The sequence below is a fragment of the Chitinophaga sp. genome (assembly GCF_035538455.1).
Lineage (GTDB): Bacteria > Bacteroidota > Bacteroidia > Chitinophagales > Chitinophagaceae > Chitinophaga.
Map to the genome: position 1 here is coordinate 59057 of NZ_DATLKJ010000184.1, position 21560 is coordinate 80616.

Sequence of the window (21560 nt, forward strand, 5' to 3'; positions counted from 1 at the left end):
GGTATTATGCAAGAGGTTTTTGTAGTAGCAGATAATATAACAGGACCGCTCGGACGCACTACAGCTGAGAATTTCAGCCAGGTAATGCAGGGCCGCAGCGGGATCAGTTTGCAGGAGGATGCCGCTTTTGGTGCACCCTTCTATGGCGCTATGATTACGCCGCAGCAACTTGATGCATGCTGCGCTGGTATTAACACAGACGGGTATACGAAATTTGAAAAACTTGTGGTGGCTTCTGTTCACAGGGCCCTGGAGCAAACCGATATCAGTCTGGCTAATTCCCGCACGGGTCTTGTGATCTCTACTACCAAAGGCAATATAGAGCTGCTGGAGCAGCAGCCGGAAGGTATTGAACCGCCGCTGGCGGACATGCAGCCGGCTCATACTGCAGCCAGGATCGCTGCGCACTTTGGTGCTGTATCGAGACCATTGGTGATCAGCAGTGCCTGTATATCAGGACTGGTGGCCATCTTAACGGCGCAGCGTCTTATCGCTGCCGGGCGATATGATCATGTGGTGGTAACTGGTGCAGATGTGCTTACACGTTTTGTGCTATCCGGTTTTCAGTCGTTTCAGGCGGTGAGTGCAGTGCCCTGTAAACCATTTGACGCAGGCCGCACAGGCGTCAGCCTCGGAGAAGGCGCCGCCACTGTAATACTCAGCAACAACGCTGCTGACGCCGGGTTCCTGTTGGGCGCCGGCGCTATCAGCAATGATGCGAATCATATTTCAGGACCATCGCGTACAGGCTTCGAGCTGGCCTCCGCTATGCAGCAAGCATTGAAAGGCAGCGGCCTTACACCAGAAGACATTGGCTTCGTATCGGTGCATGGCACGGCCACCCTGTATAACGACGAGATGGAAGCAAAAGCGCTGCATCACGCGGGACTGGCGGCCACACCTGTGAACAGCCTCAAAGGATATTATGGACACACGCTCGGCGCAGCCGGCCTGATAGAAGCTATCATCAGCATGCAGGCTATGAAAGCCGGCGTGGTGTTGCCTACAAAAGGTTATGAAACGCCGGGCGTAAGCATGCCCGTCAATGTTACCAACACCCTGTTGCAGAAAAAATCGGCGCATATCCTGAAAACCGTTTCAGGATTCGGTGGTTGTAATGCAGCGATGGTTTTTCATTTAAGGAACTAGCAAAAAGCTCAATTCATTATCACTGTGTTTAACAAAGAAACTAAAACAGCATTACAGGCTAAAGAAGCTGCATTATGGCTGGCCTTCGCGCCGATAGCCTTCCAGGCCACCAGGGCGCTGCGCGATATGGGAATACTCACTGCGGTCAGCGACAGCGGCATGAAGGGTATCACGATCGAGGAGATCATGGAGAAAACCAATATGACACGCTACGCCGTAAGAGTATTGCTGGAAGCGGGTCTGGGCATGGAGCTGGTCATCGTCAACGATAAGAAGTATACCCTTACCAAAACGGGTTACTTCATTCTGCATGACCGCCTCACGCGTATCAACATGGATTTCACACAGGATATCTGTTACAAAGGCATGTATCACCTCCGGGAAAGCCTGGAGGAGGGCAAGCCAGCAGGACTGAAAGAGCTAGGCCCCTGGGATACCATTTATCCGGGTTTATCGCTGCTGCCTCCCGCAGTGGGCAAAAGCTGGTTCGACTTTGATCATTACTATTCTGATATAGCTACACCGGCCGCACTCGATATTGTTTTTGAGAATAAGCCCAAGCGTCTGCTGGACATTGGCGGCAACACCGGCAAGTGGGCGCTCGCCTGTACGGCAAAAGATCCGGATGTGGAAGTAACGATCTTCGATATTCCTGGTCAGGCCAACATCGCGCAGCAAAAAATGAAGGAAGCGGGGGTAGCGCATCGCGTACATTTCCACATCGCCAATATCCTGCACGAGGAGATCCCTTTCCCTACCGGCTTTGACGCCATCTGGATGAGCCAGTTCCTCGATTGTTTCTCCGAAGCGGAAATAGTTTCGATATTGTCCCGTTGTCGTGAAGCGCTGAATGATGATGGTACCATCTTCATTCTTGAGCCTTTCTGGAACCGTCAGCAGTTTAAATCAGCAGCTTTCTGTCTTCAGCAGACTTCTCTGTACTTCACTGCTATGGCTAACGGTAACAGCCAGATGTATCATACGGATGATTTCTTCCAGTGTATTGAAAATGCGGGGTTGATGGTAACGGAAGAGAACAATTCTATGGGACTTAATTATACGTTGCTGAAGTGCAAAAAGAAGAAATAAAATTTTGAGATTTTGGAATTATTTGATTTTGGAATTTTTGAATGCAGCAAAGATTGATATTTACTGTTTGAAATAATATACAGAAAGTAGTCTTTACTGCATTCAAAAATTCAAAAATCTCAAAATCCAAAAAATACCCAAATAAAAAAATACCCAAATGAAAACTGAACAGGTTGATGTATTGGTGATTGGTGCAGGGCCAGCCGGAACTGTTGCTGCATCTATTATTCATCAGGCCGGATATAAGGTGAAGATTGTTGAGAAGATGAAGTTTCCCCGTTTTGTGATCGGGGAAAGCCTGCTGCCCCGTAGTATGGACGCGCTGGAGGAAGCCGGCTTCATTGAAGCTATCAAAGCCAAAGGTTTTCAGCAGAAGTATGGCGCCAAGTTCGTGAAAGGCGATGCTGTATGCGATTTCACTTTCAAGGAGCAATATACGCCCGGTTGGACATGGACGTGGCAGGTAACCCGCGCAGATTTCGATAAGACGCTCGCAGACACCGTGGCTTCCATGGGAGTACCAGTAGAATACGAGACAACTGTAACGGCTATACATTTTGACGGCTCTGATTCCACTACTATAGTGGAAGACAGTGCGGGTAACCAATCCGAAATAAAGGCGCGTTTCATCGTTGATGGAAGCGGTTATGGCAGGGTCATTCCCAAGCTTTTCAACCTGGAGCGCAATTCCAATCTGCAACCCCGTAAAGCATTATTTGCACATACTGTTGACCGGCGCCGTTCGATGGCGGATGAGCCTAACCGTATCACTGCTGTAGTTCATCAGAAAGGTGTCTGGATCTGGATTATACCATTTTCCACTGGCGTTACTTCCTTAGGTTTTGTGGGTGATCCTGAATTTTTTGACGCTTATCCTGGTACAGACGAAGAAAAATACCGTGCTCTCCTGGAGGCAGAACCCTATACGAGGGAACGTTTCAGGGATGTGGAGCTGGTATTTGAACCGCGTGTGCTTCAGTCCTGGTCTGCTACCACCGATAAGTTTTATGGAGATGGTTTTGTGCTGACGGGTAACGTAACAGAATTTCTGGACCCGATTTTCTCATCTGGCGTAACTTTGGCCTGCGTTTCCAGCCAGACGGCTGCCAAACTCGTGATCAGGAAGCTGCGGGGAGAAGAGGTAGACTGGGAGAAGGAATACATGGAGCCTACCATGCAGGGTGTGAACACTTTCCGCTCATATGTGATGGCCTGGTATGAAGGTACATTGGATACTATCTTCTTCAAGAAAGATGCTGATCCGCTGATCAAAGGGCAAATCTGCTCCGTACTGGCGGGTTATGTATGGGATATGGACAATCCGTTCGTGAAGAACCACGATACGGCGTTGAAGCGGCTGGCCAGAACAATTGAGTTGACCGAAAAGCTGAAAAACGCGTAATAAATCATTTAAGAGGATAAAAATTAAATTCATCAGGGCAATTTGAGCAGCGGAACAGCATATATCACGGCAAGTTGTATTATTCGCGACCACTGCATTTCCCGAAACGGGGAGGTGGTATTGGAAGCAGATAAGGGACTGGATTTACAGGAGATGTTGAGAGCAGGATACGATCGCTTTTCGGGACAGTATCCGAAATTCCATAAGATGGATACTCTCAGTAAGTTGGGATGGCTGGCAGCAGAGGTGTTATTGCAGGATAGCGGGATTCATCAGCTTCCACCGGAAGCGGCGGGGCTTGTGTTGAGCAACCGCAGCGCCAGCCTGGACACGGACTTGCGTTATTACGCCACTGTAAAGGATATAGCCAGCCCTGCACTTTTTGTATATACATTACCTAATATTGTGATGGGTGAAATATGCATCCGGCATGGTTTTAAAGGTGAGAATACTTTCTTTGTGTCTGATGAATTTGATGCAGCATTGCTGGGAAGTTACCCGGCTCAACTGCTGGCCGAAACTCCGCTACAGGCCTGCCTTTGCGGCTGGGTGGAAGTGATGGGGCAGCAATATGACACAGCCCTGTTCCTGGTGGAGAACAAAGCGTCGGGTCTGTCAATTCCTTTGTCGCCAAAGGCATTGGGGGATTTATATCAGACAGGGAAATAACGAAATACAGAAATACAAAATATCAAAATACGCAATGGAAAAGTTGATGGCGGATCTGAAAGTGCAGATCATAGAACAATTGAATTTGCAGGAGGTAGCTCCGGAGAGTATCGGCAATGATGAGCCGTTGTTCAAAGAAGGGTTGGGACTTGATTCTATCGATGCACTGGAATTGATAGTATTGCTGCAACAGCATTATAATATCCGTATTGCCAATCCAGAACAGGGGCCGGAAATATTTTATTCTGTGCGTACAATGGCAGAATTTATCACGGCTCAACAAACAGCTAAAGCATGAGTGAAAAGGTGTGGATAGCAGGTGGCGGCGTAATATGCGGCATTGGCCTGAATCTGCGGGAGTGCCTGCAGTCGTTCAGGCGGATGGAACCGGGTATGACTACCATGCAATACCTGTCGTCCATACATCGTAATACGCTTCCGGTGGCTGAGGTAAAAGCTGACAATGCTACACTGGCCGATATGGCCAGGCTGCCTGAACATATCAGCAGAACAGCATTGCTGAGCCTGATTGCAGCGCGTGAAGCGTGGCAGTCATCAGGCTTAGGAGATATATCAGCATACCGTGTAGGCTTCGTATCCGGCAATACTGTGGGGGGGATGGACAAGACGGAGGATTTCTTTTCCTCATTCCTTGAAAATCCTTCCGGCGGCCGCTTACACCAGGTAGTGCATCATGAGTGCGGTAGTATTACGGAACTGGTGGCGGATGCAATGGGCATACATCATCATGTATCTACCATCAGCACAGCTTGTTCTTCTGGTGCGAATGCGCTGATGTATGGATCGCGCCTGATCCGCAACAATGTGGTGGATGTCGTGATTGCAGGAGGCACTGATTCGCTGACCCGTTTTACGCTCAACGGTTTCAATACTTTGATGATACTGGACCAGCAGCCTTGCCGTCCGTTTGACGATACCCGCACCGGGCTTAACCTTGGTGAGGGCGCCGGTTACGTTGTGATGGTATCTGACAGGCTGGCGATACAGCTGCATCCCTGGTGTCGTTTGAGCGGTTATGCCAATGCCAACGATGCCTATCATCAGACAGCATCTTCTCCCGAAGGCACAGGTAATTATCTGGCCATGAAAGGGGCCCTGGATATGAGCGGTTTGCAAGCACAACAAATTGACTATATCAATCTGCATGGCACCGGGACACAGAATAATGATGTGTCTGAAGGTATTGCTATCAACCGTTTGTTTGCACCGCATTTCCCGGCAATGAGTTCCACCAAATCATTCACAGGTCATACACTGGGGGCCAGCGGCGGCATTGAAGCTGTATTTTCGGCATTGGCTGTGAAGGAGGGGATCATTTATCCCAATGCAAGATTTGAACATCAGATGAAGGAATTGCCCTTTGCGCCTGCTACAGCGTGGTCTGAGAGTAATGACCTGCAACATGTGATGTCCAACTCATTCGGTTTTGGCGGTAATTGTTCCAGTCTGGTGTTTTCCAAAGAATAAACAGCAATACATGAGTATCTACATAAATGGCACTGGTTGTATTTCTCCGCAGGAAACTGCGACAGGTGGCCCTTTGCTGGGTAATCTGAAAGAGTACGAACAGGCGCGCCTCCATGTTGTGGATCCGGATTATAAACAATGGATCGATGTAAAACAGATCCGTCGTATGGGTCGCGCTATCAAAATGGGGGTGGGCGCCTCTTTTCTGAGTCTTCAGGAAGCCGGCGTTACTATACCGGATGCTATTATCACGGGGACTGCCTATGGCTGTCTGGATGATACCGGCATTTTTCTCTCCAAAATGGTGAAACAAAAGGAAGAGATGCTGACGCCTACAGCTTTCATACAGTCCACACACAACACAGTGGGCGGGCAGATTGCTCTTTTGCTGGGTTGCAACGGTTACAACAATACTTTTGTGCATCGCGGGTTCTCTTTTGAGAATGGCCTGCTTGATGCCATCATGATACTGAAGGAAGGAATGTTGAAACATGTGTTGGTAGGCGGTCTTGACGAGATGACGCCATATAGCCACCAGATACTGGGCCGTTTTGGCCTTTACAAAAAAACGCCGGTGAAAACAATGGAGCTGCTTAACAGCCCCAGCCGCGGTACTATTGCGGGGGAAGGCGCAGCATTTTTTACATTGGGCACGACTATAGGTGATAATACTGTGGCAGAACTGACTGGTATCAGCACACTCTACAAACCTATGTGGGAGGGAGAGGTGATCGGCCATATCATGAAATTCCTGGAAGATAACAACTGCACGCCCGGGAATATAGACCTGCTGCTTACTGGCAGAAACGGAGATATAGACCAAGACGAGATATATGAGGAAGTAGCTGCAGCGCTGTTTCCTGACCATGCTGAAGCCAGCTTCAAACATCTCTGCGGAGAGTATCCTACTGCCACCGCTTTTGGCCTGTGGCTCGGAAACGGCATCATTGCTGAACAGCAAGTACCTGAAGCCGCCGCCTTCTATGGGAAAGCTCCCGAAAGAATAAACCGGATTCTATTGTATAATCATCACCAGGGAACGCATCATTCCCTGATTCTATTAACCGCATGCTAAACAAAAGGGCTGTAAATATCATCTGCATCAGCGCTATCCTGGTACTGCTGGTACTTAGGATAACGGGCCGGTACGCCGTACCGGTATGGATGTTCCTGCTGCCAGTTTTGCTATGCCTTCCCTTCTATGTATGGGGCGCTGCCAATATCCGCTCCGGCTTCTTCATACAAACATTCTGTAACGCAGACACTGCTGAAAAGGTAGTAGCGCTCTCCTTCGACGATGGGCCGCACACTGAACTGACACCGCAGATCCTGGATGTACTGGCCACCCATAAAGTGCCCGCTGCTTTTTTCTGTATCGGTAAAAATATTGAAGGTAATAACCACCTACTCCAACGCATACACGCAGATGGACATGTGATCGGTAATCACACCTATTCGCATGATTACTGGTTTGACGTGTACAGCCGGAGGAAAATGGAAGAGGATATGGAGAAGATGGACAGCGTTACCATCAACGCTACGGGACTGCAGCCACGTTTGTTCCGCCCTCCTTATGGGGTTACCAACCCCAACCTGGCAGGGGCTATCAGGTCAGGTAATTACCTGGCTATAGGCTGGAACATCCGCTCCATGGACACCGTAGCGCAGGATGCTGATAGGCTGCTGCAAAGGGTGATGAATGGATTGCGCCCGGGCGCTGTTATATTGTTGCATGATACCCAGGAGATTACTGCGGGAATATTAGCGCAGCTCATTGAAGGGATACATAAGAAAGGCTACCGGTTTGAAAGAATTGATAAAATGTTAAACGTACCGGCATATGTGTAAATGGATATTAGTACTAATTTGTTGTGTAATTGCGCTGCAATTACAGGCCCAGTCAGGCTTTAAATCTGTGACGGATCTTGCGCTGCTGAAACAGCAGCTCGCAAAAGCTGCACAGCAGACGCAAAGTATACAGTGTGATTTTGTACAAGAGAAAAACCTGAGCATGTTGTCTGACAAGATCACGTCCAAAGGAAAGTTCTGGTTTAAGAAAGACAATAAAGTAAGAATGGAATACCAACAGCCATCTTACTATCTGCTGGTCATCAACGGTAAAGACATCAAAATAAAAGATGCACAGAAAGAGAGTAAAGTCTCCGGTAAGAACAACAAATTGTTTGAGCAGATCAACAAAATCACGGTAGATTGTGTGCAGGGAAAAGTGCTGGATAATACTGAATTTACTGCTAAAGCCTTTGAAAACGCACAGGGCTATAAGCTGGAGCTGACGCCGGTGAATAAGGTAATGAAAGCGTATTTTAAAAATATCATATTGCTGGTAGATAAACAGGATATGGCGGTATCAAAGATTACCATGGAAGAAGTGTCCGGCGATGATACCACTATCAGTTTTCTGCACAGGCAGCTGAATATAAATATCCCCGATGCGGTATTTGTGGCTAAATAGCATATTGAGCATTTTGTTGATGACCGGCTGTCGTTCGGTGTACAGAGGATTACAACCGGGCACAGGGGATGTGGAATGTATCCGGAAATTCAGTCCGCAGTTCAATTCCACGTTGTACAGTACCCAGGTAAATGTACTGAAGCGTCATCTGAGCGGTTTGTTATTTTTCAAGCAGATGCCTGACAGCAGTACCCGTATTGTATTTGCTAATGAAATGGGATTCAAGTTTTTTGATTTTGAATTCGATAGAAAAGGCAACTTCACCAAACATTACCTGCTCCCGAAAATGGATAAGAAGGCGGTGGTGAAAACATTACGGCAGGACTTTGAACTGGTGCTGCTGCGGCCGGATCTGCGTCCGGCGCATACTGCGACGGACAGCCATTACCGTTATACAGTGATCCCTACAGCGAAAGGCAATAATTACTATATCACGGATCCGGACTGCACACAGCTGGAGCGTATAGAAAAATCGTCGGAGCGCAAACCGGCTGTAATAGTCTGGATGAGGCATTATACCAATGGCGTACCGGATACTATCCGGATAGTACATCAGCATTTCCGTTTCAATATCTCCCTCGAAAGGGTGGAGAAATAAAATATTTTAAGACAATTTCATTGATATGTTAGCAGGTAATTTTTATACTGTTTCTGCCGAAACCAAAGAACCAGGACAGGTTACAGCCACTTTTGAACTGAATGCTGCACATAATATTTTCAGCGGGCATTTTCCTGATCAGCCGGTGGTACCAGGCGTATGCATGATGCAGATCATTACAGAGTTCCTGGAAGGAGCTGTGCAAAGAAAAGTAATGTTGCAGAAGGCAAACCAGATGAAGTTCCTCAACATGATTGATCCGAATCAGCAACCGCTGGTGGATATTACACTGACCTGGAAAGAAGAAGAAGCCAGGTTGAAAGTGAATGCCATATTGAAACGCGGAGAACTGACCTTTATGAAATTCCAGGGAGTATTTAAATAAGTGAACCCGCAAGCTACACATAACGAATATTTTGAGCGCCACCGTGTTGCCGTGCTCATACCTACCTACAACAACGCCGCCACACTCGGCGCCGTGGTGAGGGAAGCTCTCACCTATACCCGGCATGTAATAGTGGTTAATGACGGTGCTACTGACGATACCCTGGGCGTACTGGACCAATATCCGGAGCTACAGCTGGTTTCATATAGCCCTAACCGTGGTAAGGGCATAGCCCTCCGCCGCGGTTTTGCTTATGCGCTGGAACAAGGCTATGACTACGTGATTACTATGGACGCAGATGGTCAGCACTTCGCTACAGATCTGCCGGGGATGCTGGACAGGATTGCCACGGATCCGGGCACACTTGTGATCGGTGCGCGTAATCTCCAGGAGGAGAACATGCCGGGCAAGAATACTTTCGCTAATAAATTTTCCAACTTCTGGTTCTATGTGGAAACAGGGCTGAAAGGCCCTGACACGCAATCAGGCTATCGGGTGTATCCGCTGCGGCATATGGGTAATATGCGCTTCTGGTGTACCAAATATGAGTTTGAAATAGAGGTGCTGGTACGTAGTGCCTGGAAAGGTGTGAAGATCGACTGGGCGCCGGTGAAGGTGTATTATCCTCCTGCAGCCGAACGGGTATCGCACTTCCGGCCATTCCGCGATTTCTCGCGTATCAGTGTACTCAATACGGTACTGGTACTGATCACTTTCCTGTATATCAAGCCGAGGGACCTTTTTCGCTATCTGATGAAAGGAGAGAACTGGAAGAAGATGTGGAGAGAGGAAGTATTGAATCCATCAGAGTCCAATGCGGTCAAGGCTGCATCCATAGGCTTCGGGGTGTTCATGGGCATCGTACCCATCTGGGGCTTCCAGTTGCTGGTAGCCATACTCGTATCCATAAAACTGAAGCTAAACAAGGCATTGGTGGTGCTGGCTGCACATATCAGCGTACCGCCGGTGATACCTTTTATTGTGTTTATAAGTTTCCTTACCGGTCGCGTATGGATGGGAGACAAGGCCACTGACCTATTGTTCAGCAACGGCATTTCGCTGAAGACCATCCAGGCAAATATGTTGCAATACATTTACGGAAGCATTACACTGGCCATCGCAGCCGGACTGCTCGCTTGGGCGGTGAGCGCCGTATTGTTGTCGATATTCAGAAGAAAAGCAAAATAATGGGAAGTCTCTTTGTAGCCATCTATAATTTTTTTGAGCGTCATAAGATCTGGCTGTGGTGCGCTACCATCGTGTGTTTTGTGCTGGTATCTTTTTTTGCCTGGCAGATAAAGCTGGAAGAAGACATCACCAAAATCCTTCCGCAAGACAAGAAACTGGATAAACTGCAACAAGTATTCAACGATTCAAAATTTGCTGATAAACTGGTTGTGACCATTTCCCAGCAGGATACTTCCCAGGCTGCGCAACCAGATAGCCTTACAGCCTATGCTGCAGAGCTAGTTGCCAGAGCCGGGTCACAACTGTCGCCCTATATCCGCCAGATACAGGGGCAAGCAGAGGACGGTATGGTATTGGGTCTCATGGAGACCATTCAGCAACACCTGCCGGTTTTCCTGGAAGAAAAGGATTATCTGAAAATCGACAGCTTGCTTACGCCGTCACAACTGCAACAATCGTTACAGTATGATTATAATACCCTGGTATCGCCTGCAGGACTGGTACTGAAAAAGATGATACAGGCAGATCCCGTTGGCATCTCCTGGATAGGGATTAGGAAATTGCAGCATCTGCAATACGATGACCAGTTTGAATTGTACGATAACTATGTGATGACGAAGGACCATCGCAACCTGGTGCTCTTCATCACACCTGCCAATCCTCCCGGCGCAACGAAGATTAATACCAGGTTTCTCCAGGGACTTGATCGCATAAAAGATACGCTGGATCAGCGTTTTCGTAGCATCAACGCCAGTTATTTCGGTGGCACGGCCGTATCAGCGGGTAATGCCGCACAGCTCCGGCAGGATACGTTTCTTACACAAGGCATTACTATTGTGCTACTGGTGGTATTGATCGTATTATTTTTCCGGAAAAAGCGCTCCCCCGTCGTTGTTATGCTACCTGTGATATTCGGTGGCCTGTTCTCACTGGCATGCATATACATTATCAAAGGGCATATTGCCGTGATGGCGATGGGCGCCGGTGCGGTGGTGCTGGGTATTGCTGTGAATTATTCATTGCATGTATTCAACCACTACCGGCATTTGCCTGACATCCGGGAGGTAATCCGTGACCTGGCCACTCCCATGACGTTGGGCAGCTTCACCACTGTGGGCGGTTTCCTGTGTCTGCAATTTGTGCATTCACCCATGCTGCGCGATGTGGGGCTCTTTGCTGCGCTCAGCCTTGTTGGTGCTGCCCTGTTTTCGCTGATTTTCTTACCGCACTGGATTGTATTGGGTGCGAAGCCGCAGCCGGAGACTGCTCATCACGACAACTGGCTCGATAAACTATCGACTTATAAACCTGAAAAGAACAAATACCTGGTGGCCGGGATTTTTGTGCTGACCATCGTATTCTACTTCACAGCAGGCCGTGTTTCTTTTGAAAGCGATATGATGCGCATGAATTTTATGTCGCCGGAGCTGAAGAAAGCGGAAGCGCATCTCAACAGAATAAACAGTTATACAGCACAATCCGTCTATGTTGTAACAGATGGCACTGACCTGGAATCTGCTTTGCAGAACGAGGAAAAACTGATGCCGGCCATTCAGCGTTTACAGCAGGAAGGTATTGTGAAAAAATATGCAGGCGTACAGGCGTTACTGTTATCTACACGTGAGCAGCAGCAGCGCATAGACCGGTGGAACCATTACTGGACGCCAGAGAAGAAACAACAACTGATGACCTGGTTGCGGAGTCATGGTACCGCCGTGGGTTTCAGCGCTACTGCTTTCAATAAATTTGAATCATTGCTGGAGCAGCACTTTCAGCCATTGTCGGCCGAAGCCCTGGAAACCCTGCGCAGCAGCAGTCTGGGTGAATTCATTATACAGAAGAATGGCCGTACGTCACTGGTGACGTTGCTGAAGGTAGACCCTGTGCATAAGCAGGAGGTATACAAAGCACTTGGCAATGAGCCTGCTTCCACTGTACTCGACAAGCAGTACGCAGCCAACAGGCTGGTGGAAGTGATCCGTGAAGAATTCAACAGTATTGCCTGGATGACCTCATTGCTGGTGTTTGCCGCACTACTGCTGTCTTATGGCCGCTTTGAGCTGGCACTCATTACCTTCATCCCGATGGTTGTAAGCTGGATATGGATACTGGGTATCATGGGGCTTTTCGGGATCAAATTCAATATTGTCAATATCATCCTTAGTACCTTCATCTTCGGATTGGGTGATGATTACAGTATCTTCATGATGGATGGTCTGTTACAGGAATATAAAACAGGAAAGAAAACACTCTCATCTTTCAAATCTTCCATCTTCCTGTCTGCTATTACTACGATGCTTGGCCTGGGTGTGCTGATCTTCGCCAAACATCCTTCGCTCAAATCCATTGCACTGATCTCTATCATCGGGATAGGTACAGTGGTGCTGATTTCCCAGGTGATGATTCCCGTTTTGTTTAACTGGCTTATCACCAACCGTGTGCGCAAAGGCTATGCTCCCTGGACACTGAAAGGCTGGACGCTTTCCGTATTCTCATTTACCTACTTTACAACAGGTTGTTTCCTGCTTACTTTTCTGGGATGGATACTGATACGTCTGAATCCCTTTGATAAAGAGAAAGGGAAGTTGTTGTATCACCGTATTTTATCGAAATATACCTGGAGCGTATTGTATATCATGGGTAACGTAAAGAAGCGCATTGTCAACCCTGATAATGAGCAGCTGAAGCGCCCTGCCGTGATCATTAGTAATCATCAGTCTTTCCTGGACATACTGGTATCGACGATGTTGCATCCGAAGGTAATACTGCTTACGAACCAGTGGGTATGGAGATCGCCGGTATTTGGTTCGGTAGTACGGCTGGCTGATTATTACCCGGTAGCCGAAGGGGCAGAAGGCGCCATTGACAAATTGCGTGCAAGAGTTGAGGAAGGATATTCCATCGTGGTGTATCCGGAAGGCACCCGCTCACCTGACCCTGTGATCAAGCGTTTCCATAAGGGTGCATTCTACATTGCGGAACAACTTAACCTGGATGTGTTACCTATTGTAATTCACGGTACCGCCTATACAATGACGAAGGGCGATTTCCTGTTGAAAGACGGTCTTGTAACGGTGAAGTATCTACCACGTATTTCGCAGGAGGATAAAAGCTGGGGAGACAACTATAGCGCACGTACGAAAAGCATCAGCAGATATTTCAAGAAAGAATATGAATCGCTTACCCGTGAAACGGAAGTCCCTGCTTATTTCCGCGAGCAACTGAAATACAACTACATCTACAAGGGGCCGGTACTGGAATGGTACATGCGCATTAAAACACGGATGGAGGGCGACTATGAGCTGTTTCATGAATTATTGCCAAAGAAAGGTCATATACTGGACATTGGCTGTGGGTATGGCTTTATGGATTATATCCTTAGCTTTGCGGCCCCGGAAAGACATATCACTGGTATTGACTACGATGAGGAGAAAATAGCTACTGCCGCTCATTGTCATAATAAGCCCGCCAATCTTCAGTTTATACACGGTGATATTGCAGACACGCCGTTTGAAAAATATGATGCCTTTATTCTCAGTGATGTGTTGCATTACCTGCAGCCGGAAGAACAGGAAAAGCTGTTGCAGCAATGTATTGAGCGATTGCAGCCGGATGGGGTGATTGTGGTGAGGGACGGCGATAGTGACAGGCAACAACGCCATGAGGGTACCAAGTTTACCGAATTTTTATCAACCCGGGTCATAGGATTCAATAAGACGAAGAACAAACAACTGTCATTCTTTTCTGCGGCGCATGTACGCAGCCTGATCAGCAAATATGGTGCGATAGCGGAGGAAATAGACAATACCCGGTACACATCCAACGTAATATTTGTTATAAAAAAAGCTCCCCCAAAAAATTATGCACAGCTATGACGTAATCATTATCGGTAGCGGCCTGGGCGGCCTTGTATGTGGCGCTATCCTGAGCAGGAACGGCTATCGTGTATGCATATACGAAAAGAACCGCCAACCGGGCGGATGTCTGCAAACCTATTCACGTGATAAAGTAATTTTCGACTCCGGCGTACATTATATCGGCGGACTGGCCGATGGTGAGAATCTGAATAAGGTGTTCCGCTATGCCGGTATCCTGGATAAACTCAAGCTGAAACGTATGGACATGGATGGCTTTGACCATATCAGTTTCGCCGGGGATGACAAAGTATACAAGCTGGCACAAGGCCACGATCAATTCATCAGCACCTTGTTGGCTGATTTTCCTGGTGAGAGAGCCGCGTTGGAGGCTTATTCCAACAAGATCAGCGAAGTATGCAGTAAGTTTCCATTATACAATCTGCGCACCGGCAATTATGAAGAGAAGCAGGAAGTGTTGCACATCAATACGGCTGATTTCCTGGCGAGCATTACAGACAACATGCGCCTGCGCAATGTATTGGCTGGCAACAATCTGTTATACGCCGGCGTGGCGGAGAAAACGCCTTTCTATGTACATGCGTTGGTGTTAAACAGTTATATAAGCAGCTCCTGGAAATGTGTGGATGGTGGCTCGCAAATCGCTAAATGGCTTTGTTACCGTATTAAAGAGAATGGTGGAACCATCATTCGTAATACGGCCGTGAGGAGCATTCAAGGCAACGGTGACCGTGTGGATCATATTGTACTTGATAATGGCACAAAGGTCTATGGGGAACATTTCATTTCCAATCTTCATCCGGCGCAGACTACAGCTATGACGGAAAGCGATATGCTGCGTGGCGCTTACCGCAATCGTATGCAGCAGCTCGAAAATTCAGTAGGGGCCTTTGTGCTCAATGTGGTATTGAAGCCGGGCTCATTTCCTTATCTGAATCATAACTTCTATTATCACGCATCCGAAGACGCCTGGGCAGGCATCGATTACCAGGTAGACCGATGGCCTGAAACCTATGCCATATATGTATCTGCCAGTTCCCGTTATGAGAAATATGCGGACAGCCTCTCTGTAATGACTTATATGCGTTATGAAGAAATGGCGCCCTGGCACCATACCTTCAATACCGATACGCAGGAAAGTAGCAGGGGAGAGGATTATGAGGCCTTCAAAATACAACGGGCAGAACAACTCATTGACAGTGTGGAGAAGAAGTTCCCCGGCTTCAGGAATTGTGTGCAATCGTATTATGTGGCTACGCCACTTTCCTATCGTGATTACCTGGGCACCGGCGACGGCAGCATGTACGGTATCCTCAAAGATAGCCGGGACCCTTTGCGGACAATGGTTTCGGCGAGAACCAAACTATCCAATTTGTATCTTACCGGGCAAAACCTGAACTTGCATGGGATTCTGGGTGTCACCATGAGCAGTGTGATCACTTGTTCGGAACTTCTGGGAATGGAATTCCTGGTGGATGAAATTAATCAGTCAATACTCAAATAAGTGGAAAAAAAGAAGCGGAGCGGCTGGCGTAAACTTGGACGCGTTTTACTTTACATTGTTGGCAGCATCCTGTTGCTTTTTATTGCACTGGCTATTTATCTGGTGTCGGTGAGTCGTATGACGCCACCTGAGATAGCGGACAAGAGCGCGTTGCAGCTGCAACGCAAATCACTGAGCAGTAGCGCCTGGACCATTGGTAACAGCTGGTTCCGCAAGAGCAACAGCGGGTTATATGAAATGTACGTAGAAGGTGCGCCCTTTGAGAGGGGCGTGATCAACGGAAAGCTTTCAGGAGAGCTGATCAGGAGGCAGGAAGACAATTTTGTAGCGCAGATAAAGAAGATGATTCCTTCCACCTGGTATCTCAACTTCCTGCGTTATTTCACAGGATGGTTCAACCGTCATCTTCCCCAGCATGTGGATGAAGAATTCAAGGAAGAGATCTATGGCGAATCATTTTCAGCTTCTGATCAATATGATTATATCGGTACCAACTACGAGCGTCTGATGAATTATCACGCGGCACACGACATCGGTCATGCATTGCAGGGCATGATGCTCGTAGGCTGTACTTCTTTCGGTACCTGGGATGAACAGTCGGCAGACAGCAACCTGATCATCGGCCGCAACTTCGATTTTTATATGGGAGATAAATTTGCGGAAGATAAGATGGTGGTGTTTTATCATCCCAATAAAGGATACAACTTTATGTTTGTAACCTGGGGCGGCTTTACCGGCGTTGTTTCCGGGATGAATGACAAAGGTCTTACCGTTACCATCAATGCTGCCAAAACTGATGTGCCTTCCGGTTCTGCCACACCGGTATCACTGGTGGCGAGAGAGATACTGCAATATGCAAAGAATATCAACGAAGCCTGGAATATAGCAAAGAAGAGGAAGATGTTTGTATCGGAATCGTTTCTGGTAGGCTCTGCGGAAGATAACAAAGCTGTACTGATTCAGAAGACACCGGAAGGTATGGACATGTACAGCCCGGGCAAACATTTCATTACTTGTACAAACCACTTCCAGGGTGATTCGCTTGCAAAGCTTGCATCAAATCAGGAACAGATCAGTAAAAGTGCCTCTGAATACCGCTTTGAGCGCCTCTCTGAGCTAATGCAACAGCATGGTGCCAATACCGTACAAAAAACGATCAGCATCCTGCGTGATCGTAAAGGCCTGCATAATACTGACATTGGTATGGGCAATGAGAAGGCCGTCAACCAATTCATTGCGCATCATTCCATCGTGTTTGAGCCAAAGAAAAAATTGGTGTGGGTATCTACAGCACCGTGGCAGATGGGCCGCTTCATTGCCTATGATCTGAGTAAGATCTTCAGCATGCATGGCCTTGACAGCGATCATGAAGTATATGACAGCGCGCAGAATGTAGCCGCAGATACTTTCCTCTTATCGAAGGACTTTGCCGCATTCAGCAGCTGGCGTCATATGAAAGAGGAAATCATGGAAGGCCATGACGTAGACCTGAATGCTTTTGTAACAGCCAATCCTCAGTTCTATCATACCTATGTGCTTGCCGGCGATTATTGTTTTAAAAGACATAACTATGCCGCAGCCAAAGGATATTATGAAATGGCGCTTACCAAAGTGATTGCCACGAAAGGAGAAGAGCAACACATACGGAAGCAGTTGGAAACGTCACTTAAAAAATTAAAAAGCTAAGCGATGATCATTGGTATCGGCACAGATATTACCGACGTAGCCCGCATAGCCGCCAAACTGAGCAAGGGGACGGCTTTTCGTGACCTGGTGTTTACGCCGGTTGAGATAGATTATTGTGAAAAACAGGCCGCACCGCAGGAGAGTTATGCGGCACGCTTTGCCGCCAAGGAAGCCTTTCTGAAGGCACTCGGTACAGGCTGGGGAAACGGCGGTGTGAACTTCAACGAGATCGAGATACGGAATGATGATGCCGGAAAGCCTGAACTATTTCTGGTTGGAGCGGGAGCAGAAAAACATGCAGCGGCGGGGATCAAAAAAATATGGGTATCGCTTTCGCATGAGAAAAGTGCAGCCATCGCCATGGTCATTATTGAAGGATAATTAATTACTATAACTATGTACATACCGGATATTGAACTACAATCAAAAGCTGCTATCAAGACTTTCCAGGAAAGAGAAGTGATGCGCCTGCTGGGCTATCTGCGTGAGTTCTCACCATTCTACAAGTCCTGGTTCAAACAGCATGATATAGATACCGGTAAAGTACGTTCGCTGGACGAGCTTTCGCAGATTCCACCCGTTACCAAAGAACAGCTGCAGGAACATAACTGGGAGTTTCTGTGTGTGGATAAAAGCCGCATTGCCGAATATACCACTACTTCCGGTACACTTGGCCGCCCTGTGATCATTGCGCTCACGGAAAAAGACCTGCAACGTTTAAGTTACAACGAATACATTTCTTTCTGTTGTGCAGATGGTACAGACAGTGATGTATTCCAGCTCATGCTTACGCTGGATCGTCAGTTTATGGCGGGCATGGCGTATTACAATGGTATACGCAAACTGGGGGCCGGTGTGCTGCGTGTAGGCCCTGGTGTGCCGAGTATGCAATGGGAGAATATACAACGTATCAAACCAACTACTATTGTAGGCGTGCCTTCATTTATTGTGAAGCTCATTGCCTACGCAAAAGAACATCACATTGATATCAACAGCACTTCTGTGAAGAAGGCTGTGTGTATTGGTGAAAACATACGCAATACAGATTTCTCGCTGAATGTGCTGGGCAAAAAGATCACTGAGCAATGGAATATACAACTGTATTCTACTTACGCATCTACTGAGATGCAGACTGCTTTTACGGAGTGTAAAGCAGGAAAGGGTGGGCATCATCATCCGGAGTTACTGTATGTAGAATTGTTGGATGAGAACAATCAGCCTGTGGCGCCTGGAGAAGAAGGGGAAGTCACAATCACTACACTTGGTGTAGAAGGTATGCCGCTGCTGCGTTACAAGACCGGCGATATCTGCCAGTATTATGAAGATACATGCAGCTGTGGCCGTCATACGTTGCGTTTATCGCCGGTGATTGGCCGCAAGAAGCAGATGATCAAGTACAAAGGTACCACCTTGTATCCGCCCGCTTTGTTTGATCTGCTGAACGATATGGAAGAAGTGAAGGAGTTTGTGGTAGAAGTGTATTCCAATGAGCTGGGTACGGACGAGATATTACTGCATCTCTGTCCTGTAGAGGAATCCGAAGAGATGGACCGTAAGATCAAATCCTACTTGCAGGCTAAGCTGCGTGTGATTCCGCAGGTGCGTTACTGTAACCACCAGGATATTATGCGTATGCAGTTTCCTGAGAATAGCCGTAAGCCGGTGAAGTTTGTGGATAACAGGCGTTGAGGGATTAGTTTTAAGCCGCTGATTTACCATCATTAATATATTCCGGCATAATCTGAATGCCAAGTGCTTTCTCAAGATGAGTAATTGTTTCAAGCGTCAGATTTTCGTGACCTTTTACAATTTTACTGATCTGCTGAGGAGACACATTCATCTTTTCTGCGAGGTCTTTTTGCGTAAGACCTTGCGCCCGTAATGCAGCTAAGACCTTTATCGCTATAATGGCGGATTTTCTTAGCCATTCTCTGTTTTCCCGCCTGTATTTAGCTTCATTCAACCACTCGGCGTCTGTCCCGGATGCTATCTCTGATAGCTTTTTTTTAATTGGTTTGTTCATCGTGTTAAAATTTAAGATCTTCAGGATAATCGAAATTATTCTCCCGGAGAAATATTCTTGTTTGTTCCAATTTTTTTAATTCTTCTTGTAAATAATCCCTCCGCATATCAAGTGTTAGCTTTATTGCGCCGCCGGTAACTACAAAACAGTTTATATCGACACGTATTGCATATAGCCGTAGCCAGCTTCGTTTAATTCGCGCCTTACTTTTTTGATGCACTGTAATTGAATATTCAAAATTGTTTAATGGCTTAAAGAGGTGTTGAAGATTATAATAGTTGCTTCTACGAGCTTGCAGCGCACAATCTTCCAAAGTATCTTCCATCTCTGCCGCATCCTCGATCGTTTTTATAATTGCATCTTCAACAGTGTAAGTTCCCCAAGGATTGTTGTCCAGGTCATTTGCGTTTTTTGCAAAAAATTCCCTAAGATACTCTATATCATTTATGTTCTTAAAGAAACTGGCGAACTCGTTTCGTTTTGCCGAATCAGAATGAACAGACCAAATGCCATCTTCCGAATTTTCTGGTGTAAAGATACGTATTAACTTCATAAACTCAACTTATAGGTTTATTGATATTTTGAAACCTCAACAAACTATAATCAAATAGTTTATTGCAATCCCGGGTTATTGGTGCTAACATAAATGCGGGTAGCTAAGATGATTGTGCTGAAGTAAGCAGGAATGAAATTATGTAAGCCGGCTTACATAAGATGAGAGATTCTCATTCTTCGATATCTACTTGTGTAGTAATAATTTCATGAGTTAAAATTAATATTTCCTCTTGGTAAGATCCTAATATCGATGCACAAAAATGGGCAAATAATCCAAATTAGATCATTATGAAATTGTAAGTTTTGAATCCATCATTCACTTTTCAAAACCTCATCACTACATCTGCTTTGGGGTTATCCAGTTTGGCGCTTTTCCGTTGACCGCCTACAATAACATGTATCATATTAATCTGCGTGGGATGTTGTGCATAAAGCACATCATTTCTTACTGCTACAGTTCCTGGTGTCGGAATGTTATCTGCTTCCAGGAAGCTCCACACAGCATCTTCTTCAATCTTATAGCCGATAAGATGCAGGTTTGCCTTTTTGCCGTCCAGGGTAATCTGGAGGTGCTGCAGCAGATATGCATTGATATACTCCTCTACCTGTTTGCGATTGGCCGGTTTGGTGAGGTCAATGGGCGTTTTGAACTGTTGTTTTAGGGTGTTCTCCAGGTCGTCTGTGAAAATACGGCAGCTGACCTGCAATTCCTTTCTGGCTGCATCGTGTGTGATTTCCGTAACACTGGCATAGAAGGGATGCAGTACTGCGAGCCACACTGTCATCCACCATTTACATAATAATAAACCCACCGGACTAATTTTATTGGGAAAATTAATTTTTACTTTTTATAATTACCAAATTTAGATAAAAGCAGGGCAATGGATGCGTTGTATTTTCAGCTGGGGTGGCAGCATATTATCAACTGGGAAGGTTACGATCATATACTTTTTGTGATAGCTTTGAGCGCTATTTATCTGCTGAGGGAATGGAAAAAAGTGCTGATACTCGTTACGGCCTTTACAATTGGACACTCTGTCACACTAGCACTGAGCGTGCTGAATATAGTCCATATTTCCTCTTCGCTGGTGGAATTCCTGATACCGGTGACCATTTGTATCACTGCATTATCTAACGTTGTCAGGAAGAATGAAGAGCCGCAGCATCTGCAACTGAATTATTTCTATGCACTTTTCTTTGGCCTGATACACGGACTCGGGTTTTCCAACTATCTGAAAAGCTTGCTGGGAAGCGAGGTGAATATCGTGGGACCTTTGCTGGGGTTCAACCTTGGCCTGGAGTTTGGACAGATCCTGATCGTAATGACGGTGATGTTCTTGTCCTGGATATTTGTAAAGATTGGGCGCATCGGGCGCCGCGACTGGAACATGTTCCTGTCATCAGCCACTTTCGGAATCGCTTTTTTAATGGTTATACAGGGTATCAGAAGCCTGATAACGAATTGATGTTATATAT

At 46.8% G+C, this 21560-nt stretch carries 21 protein-coding genes; 18 read left to right on the forward strand and 3 right to left on the reverse strand.

The window, feature by feature from the left end:
- Nucleotides 1-6 precede the first annotated feature (6 nt).
- From VM802_RS22220 to flxY, 17 genes are all read left to right on the forward strand, one after another.
- Nucleotides 7-1149, forward strand: a complete 1143-nt coding sequence (locus VM802_RS22220) for a beta-ketoacyl-[acyl-carrier-protein] synthase family protein (protein WP_325534702.1) — start codon at nucleotides 7-9, stop codon at nucleotides 1147-1149.
- Nucleotides 1150-1173: 24 nt separating this feature from the next.
- Complete coding sequence (locus tag VM802_RS22225; protein ID WP_325534704.1) at nucleotides 1174-2238, forward strand: SAM-dependent methyltransferase; 1065 nt, start codon at nucleotides 1174-1176, stop codon at nucleotides 2236-2238.
- Nucleotides 2239-2395: 157 nt separating this feature from the next.
- Entirely contained in the window at nucleotides 2396-3640 is a 1245-nt protein-coding gene (locus VM802_RS22230) for an NAD(P)/FAD-dependent oxidoreductase (RefSeq protein ID WP_325534706.1), read from the forward strand.
- A gap of 42 nt (nucleotides 3641-3682) precedes the next feature.
- The gene (locus VM802_RS22235; protein WP_325534708.1) at nucleotides 3683-4309 is read left to right on the forward strand and encodes a beta-ketoacyl synthase N-terminal-like domain-containing protein; all 627 of its coding nucleotides are present in this window, start codon (nucleotides 3683-3685) and stop codon (nucleotides 4307-4309) included.
- Nucleotides 4310-4343: 34 nt separating this feature from the next.
- Nucleotides 4344-4607: an ApeE family acyl carrier protein gene (gene apeE / locus VM802_RS22240; protein WP_325534710.1), complete on the forward strand. Its 264-nt coding sequence runs from the start codon at nucleotides 4344-4346 to the stop codon at nucleotides 4605-4607.
- The gene (locus VM802_RS22245) at nucleotides 4604-5797 is read left to right on the forward strand and encodes a beta-ketoacyl-[acyl-carrier-protein] synthase family protein (protein WP_325534712.1); all 1194 of its coding nucleotides are present in this window, start codon (nucleotides 4604-4606) and stop codon (nucleotides 5795-5797) included. The genes apeE and VM802_RS22245 overlap by 4 nt, the downstream gene beginning before the upstream one ends.
- Before the next feature lie 10 nt (nucleotides 5798-5807).
- Nucleotides 5808-6872 carry a beta-ketoacyl synthase chain length factor gene (locus VM802_RS22250; RefSeq protein WP_325534713.1) on the forward strand — a complete coding sequence of 355 codons (1065 nt, stop codon included), beginning with the start codon at nucleotides 5808-5810 and terminating at the stop codon, nucleotides 6870-6872.
- Nucleotides 6866-7645 (forward strand): polysaccharide deacetylase family protein, encoded by a 780-nt coding sequence (locus tag VM802_RS22255; RefSeq protein ID WP_325534715.1) that lies wholly within the window; start codon nucleotides 6866-6868, stop codon nucleotides 7643-7645. Before VM802_RS22250 ends, VM802_RS22255 begins: the two co-directional genes overlap by 7 nt.
- A complete protein-coding gene (gene lolA2, locus VM802_RS22260) occupies nucleotides 7638-8270 on the forward strand; it encodes a flexirubin biosynthesis/transport protein LolA2 (protein WP_325534717.1) in 633 nt (210 codons plus the stop codon). The genes VM802_RS22255 and lolA2 overlap by 8 nt, the downstream gene beginning before the upstream one ends.
- Nucleotides 8248-8868: a flexirubin biosynthesis protein LolB2 gene (gene lolB2 / locus VM802_RS22265; protein ID WP_524537099.1), complete on the forward strand. Its 621-nt coding sequence runs from the start codon at nucleotides 8248-8250 to the stop codon at nucleotides 8866-8868. Before lolA2 ends, lolB2 begins: the two co-directional genes overlap by 23 nt.
- Before the next feature lie 25 nt (nucleotides 8869-8893).
- Nucleotides 8894-9253, forward strand: coding sequence for an ApeI family dehydratase (locus VM802_RS22270; protein WP_325534721.1), 360 nt, complete (start codon nucleotides 8894-8896; stop codon nucleotides 9251-9253).
- The gene (locus tag VM802_RS22275; protein WP_325534723.1) at nucleotides 9254-10441 is read left to right on the forward strand and encodes a DUF2062 domain-containing protein; all 1188 of its coding nucleotides are present in this window, start codon (nucleotides 9254-9256) and stop codon (nucleotides 10439-10441) included.
- Nucleotides 10441-14316 carry a 1-acyl-sn-glycerol-3-phosphate acyltransferase gene (locus tag VM802_RS22280; RefSeq protein ID WP_325534725.1) on the forward strand — a complete coding sequence of 1292 codons (3876 nt, stop codon included), beginning with the start codon at nucleotides 10441-10443 and terminating at the stop codon, nucleotides 14314-14316. Before VM802_RS22275 ends, VM802_RS22280 begins: the two co-directional genes overlap by 1 nt.
- Nucleotides 14303-15820: a phytoene desaturase family protein gene (locus VM802_RS22285; RefSeq protein WP_325534727.1), complete on the forward strand. Its 1518-nt coding sequence runs from the start codon at nucleotides 14303-14305 to the stop codon at nucleotides 15818-15820. Before VM802_RS22280 ends, VM802_RS22285 begins: the two co-directional genes overlap by 14 nt.
- A complete protein-coding gene (locus tag VM802_RS22290) occupies nucleotides 15821-17506 on the forward strand; it encodes a C45 family autoproteolytic acyltransferase/hydrolase (RefSeq protein ID WP_325534729.1) in 1686 nt (561 codons plus the stop codon). It abuts the gene before it with no gap.
- Nucleotides 17507-17509: 3 nt separating this feature from the next.
- The gene (locus VM802_RS22295; RefSeq protein WP_325534731.1) at nucleotides 17510-17887 is read left to right on the forward strand and encodes a holo-ACP synthase; all 378 of its coding nucleotides are present in this window, start codon (nucleotides 17510-17512) and stop codon (nucleotides 17885-17887) included.
- 15 nt (nucleotides 17888-17902) lie between these two features.
- Nucleotides 17903-19195 (forward strand): flexirubin biosynthesis putative acyl-CoA ligase FlxY, encoded by a 1293-nt coding sequence (gene flxY, locus VM802_RS22300; RefSeq protein ID WP_325534733.1) that lies wholly within the window; start codon nucleotides 17903-17905, stop codon nucleotides 19193-19195.
- A gap of 10 nt (nucleotides 19196-19205) precedes the next feature.
- Here the strand turns inward: flxY and relB are convergent, their stop codons facing one another.
- The 3 genes from relB to VM802_RS22315 form a co-directional block, all read right to left on the reverse strand.
- A complete protein-coding gene (relB, locus tag VM802_RS22305) occupies nucleotides 19206-19529 on the reverse strand; it encodes a type II toxin-antitoxin system RelB family anti-toxin (protein WP_325534735.1) in 324 nt (107 codons plus the stop codon).
- 4 nt (nucleotides 19530-19533) lie between these two features.
- On the reverse strand, nucleotides 19534-20082 hold the full coding sequence (locus tag VM802_RS22310; protein ID WP_325534737.1) for a hypothetical protein: 549 nt from the start codon (nucleotides 20080-20082) through the stop codon (nucleotides 19534-19536).
- Nucleotides 20083-20407: 325 nt separating this feature from the next.
- Nucleotides 20408-20896, reverse strand: coding sequence for a DUF6702 family protein (locus VM802_RS22315; protein ID WP_325534739.1), 489 nt, complete (start codon nucleotides 20894-20896; stop codon nucleotides 20408-20410).
- A gap of 69 nt (nucleotides 20897-20965) precedes the next feature.
- Here VM802_RS22315 and VM802_RS22320 point away from each other — a divergent pair, with 69 nt between their 5' ends.
- A complete protein-coding gene (locus tag VM802_RS22320) occupies nucleotides 20966-21550 on the forward strand; it encodes a HupE/UreJ family protein (protein WP_325534741.1) in 585 nt (194 codons plus the stop codon).
- The last annotated feature ends 10 nt before the right edge of the window (nucleotides 21551-21560 follow it).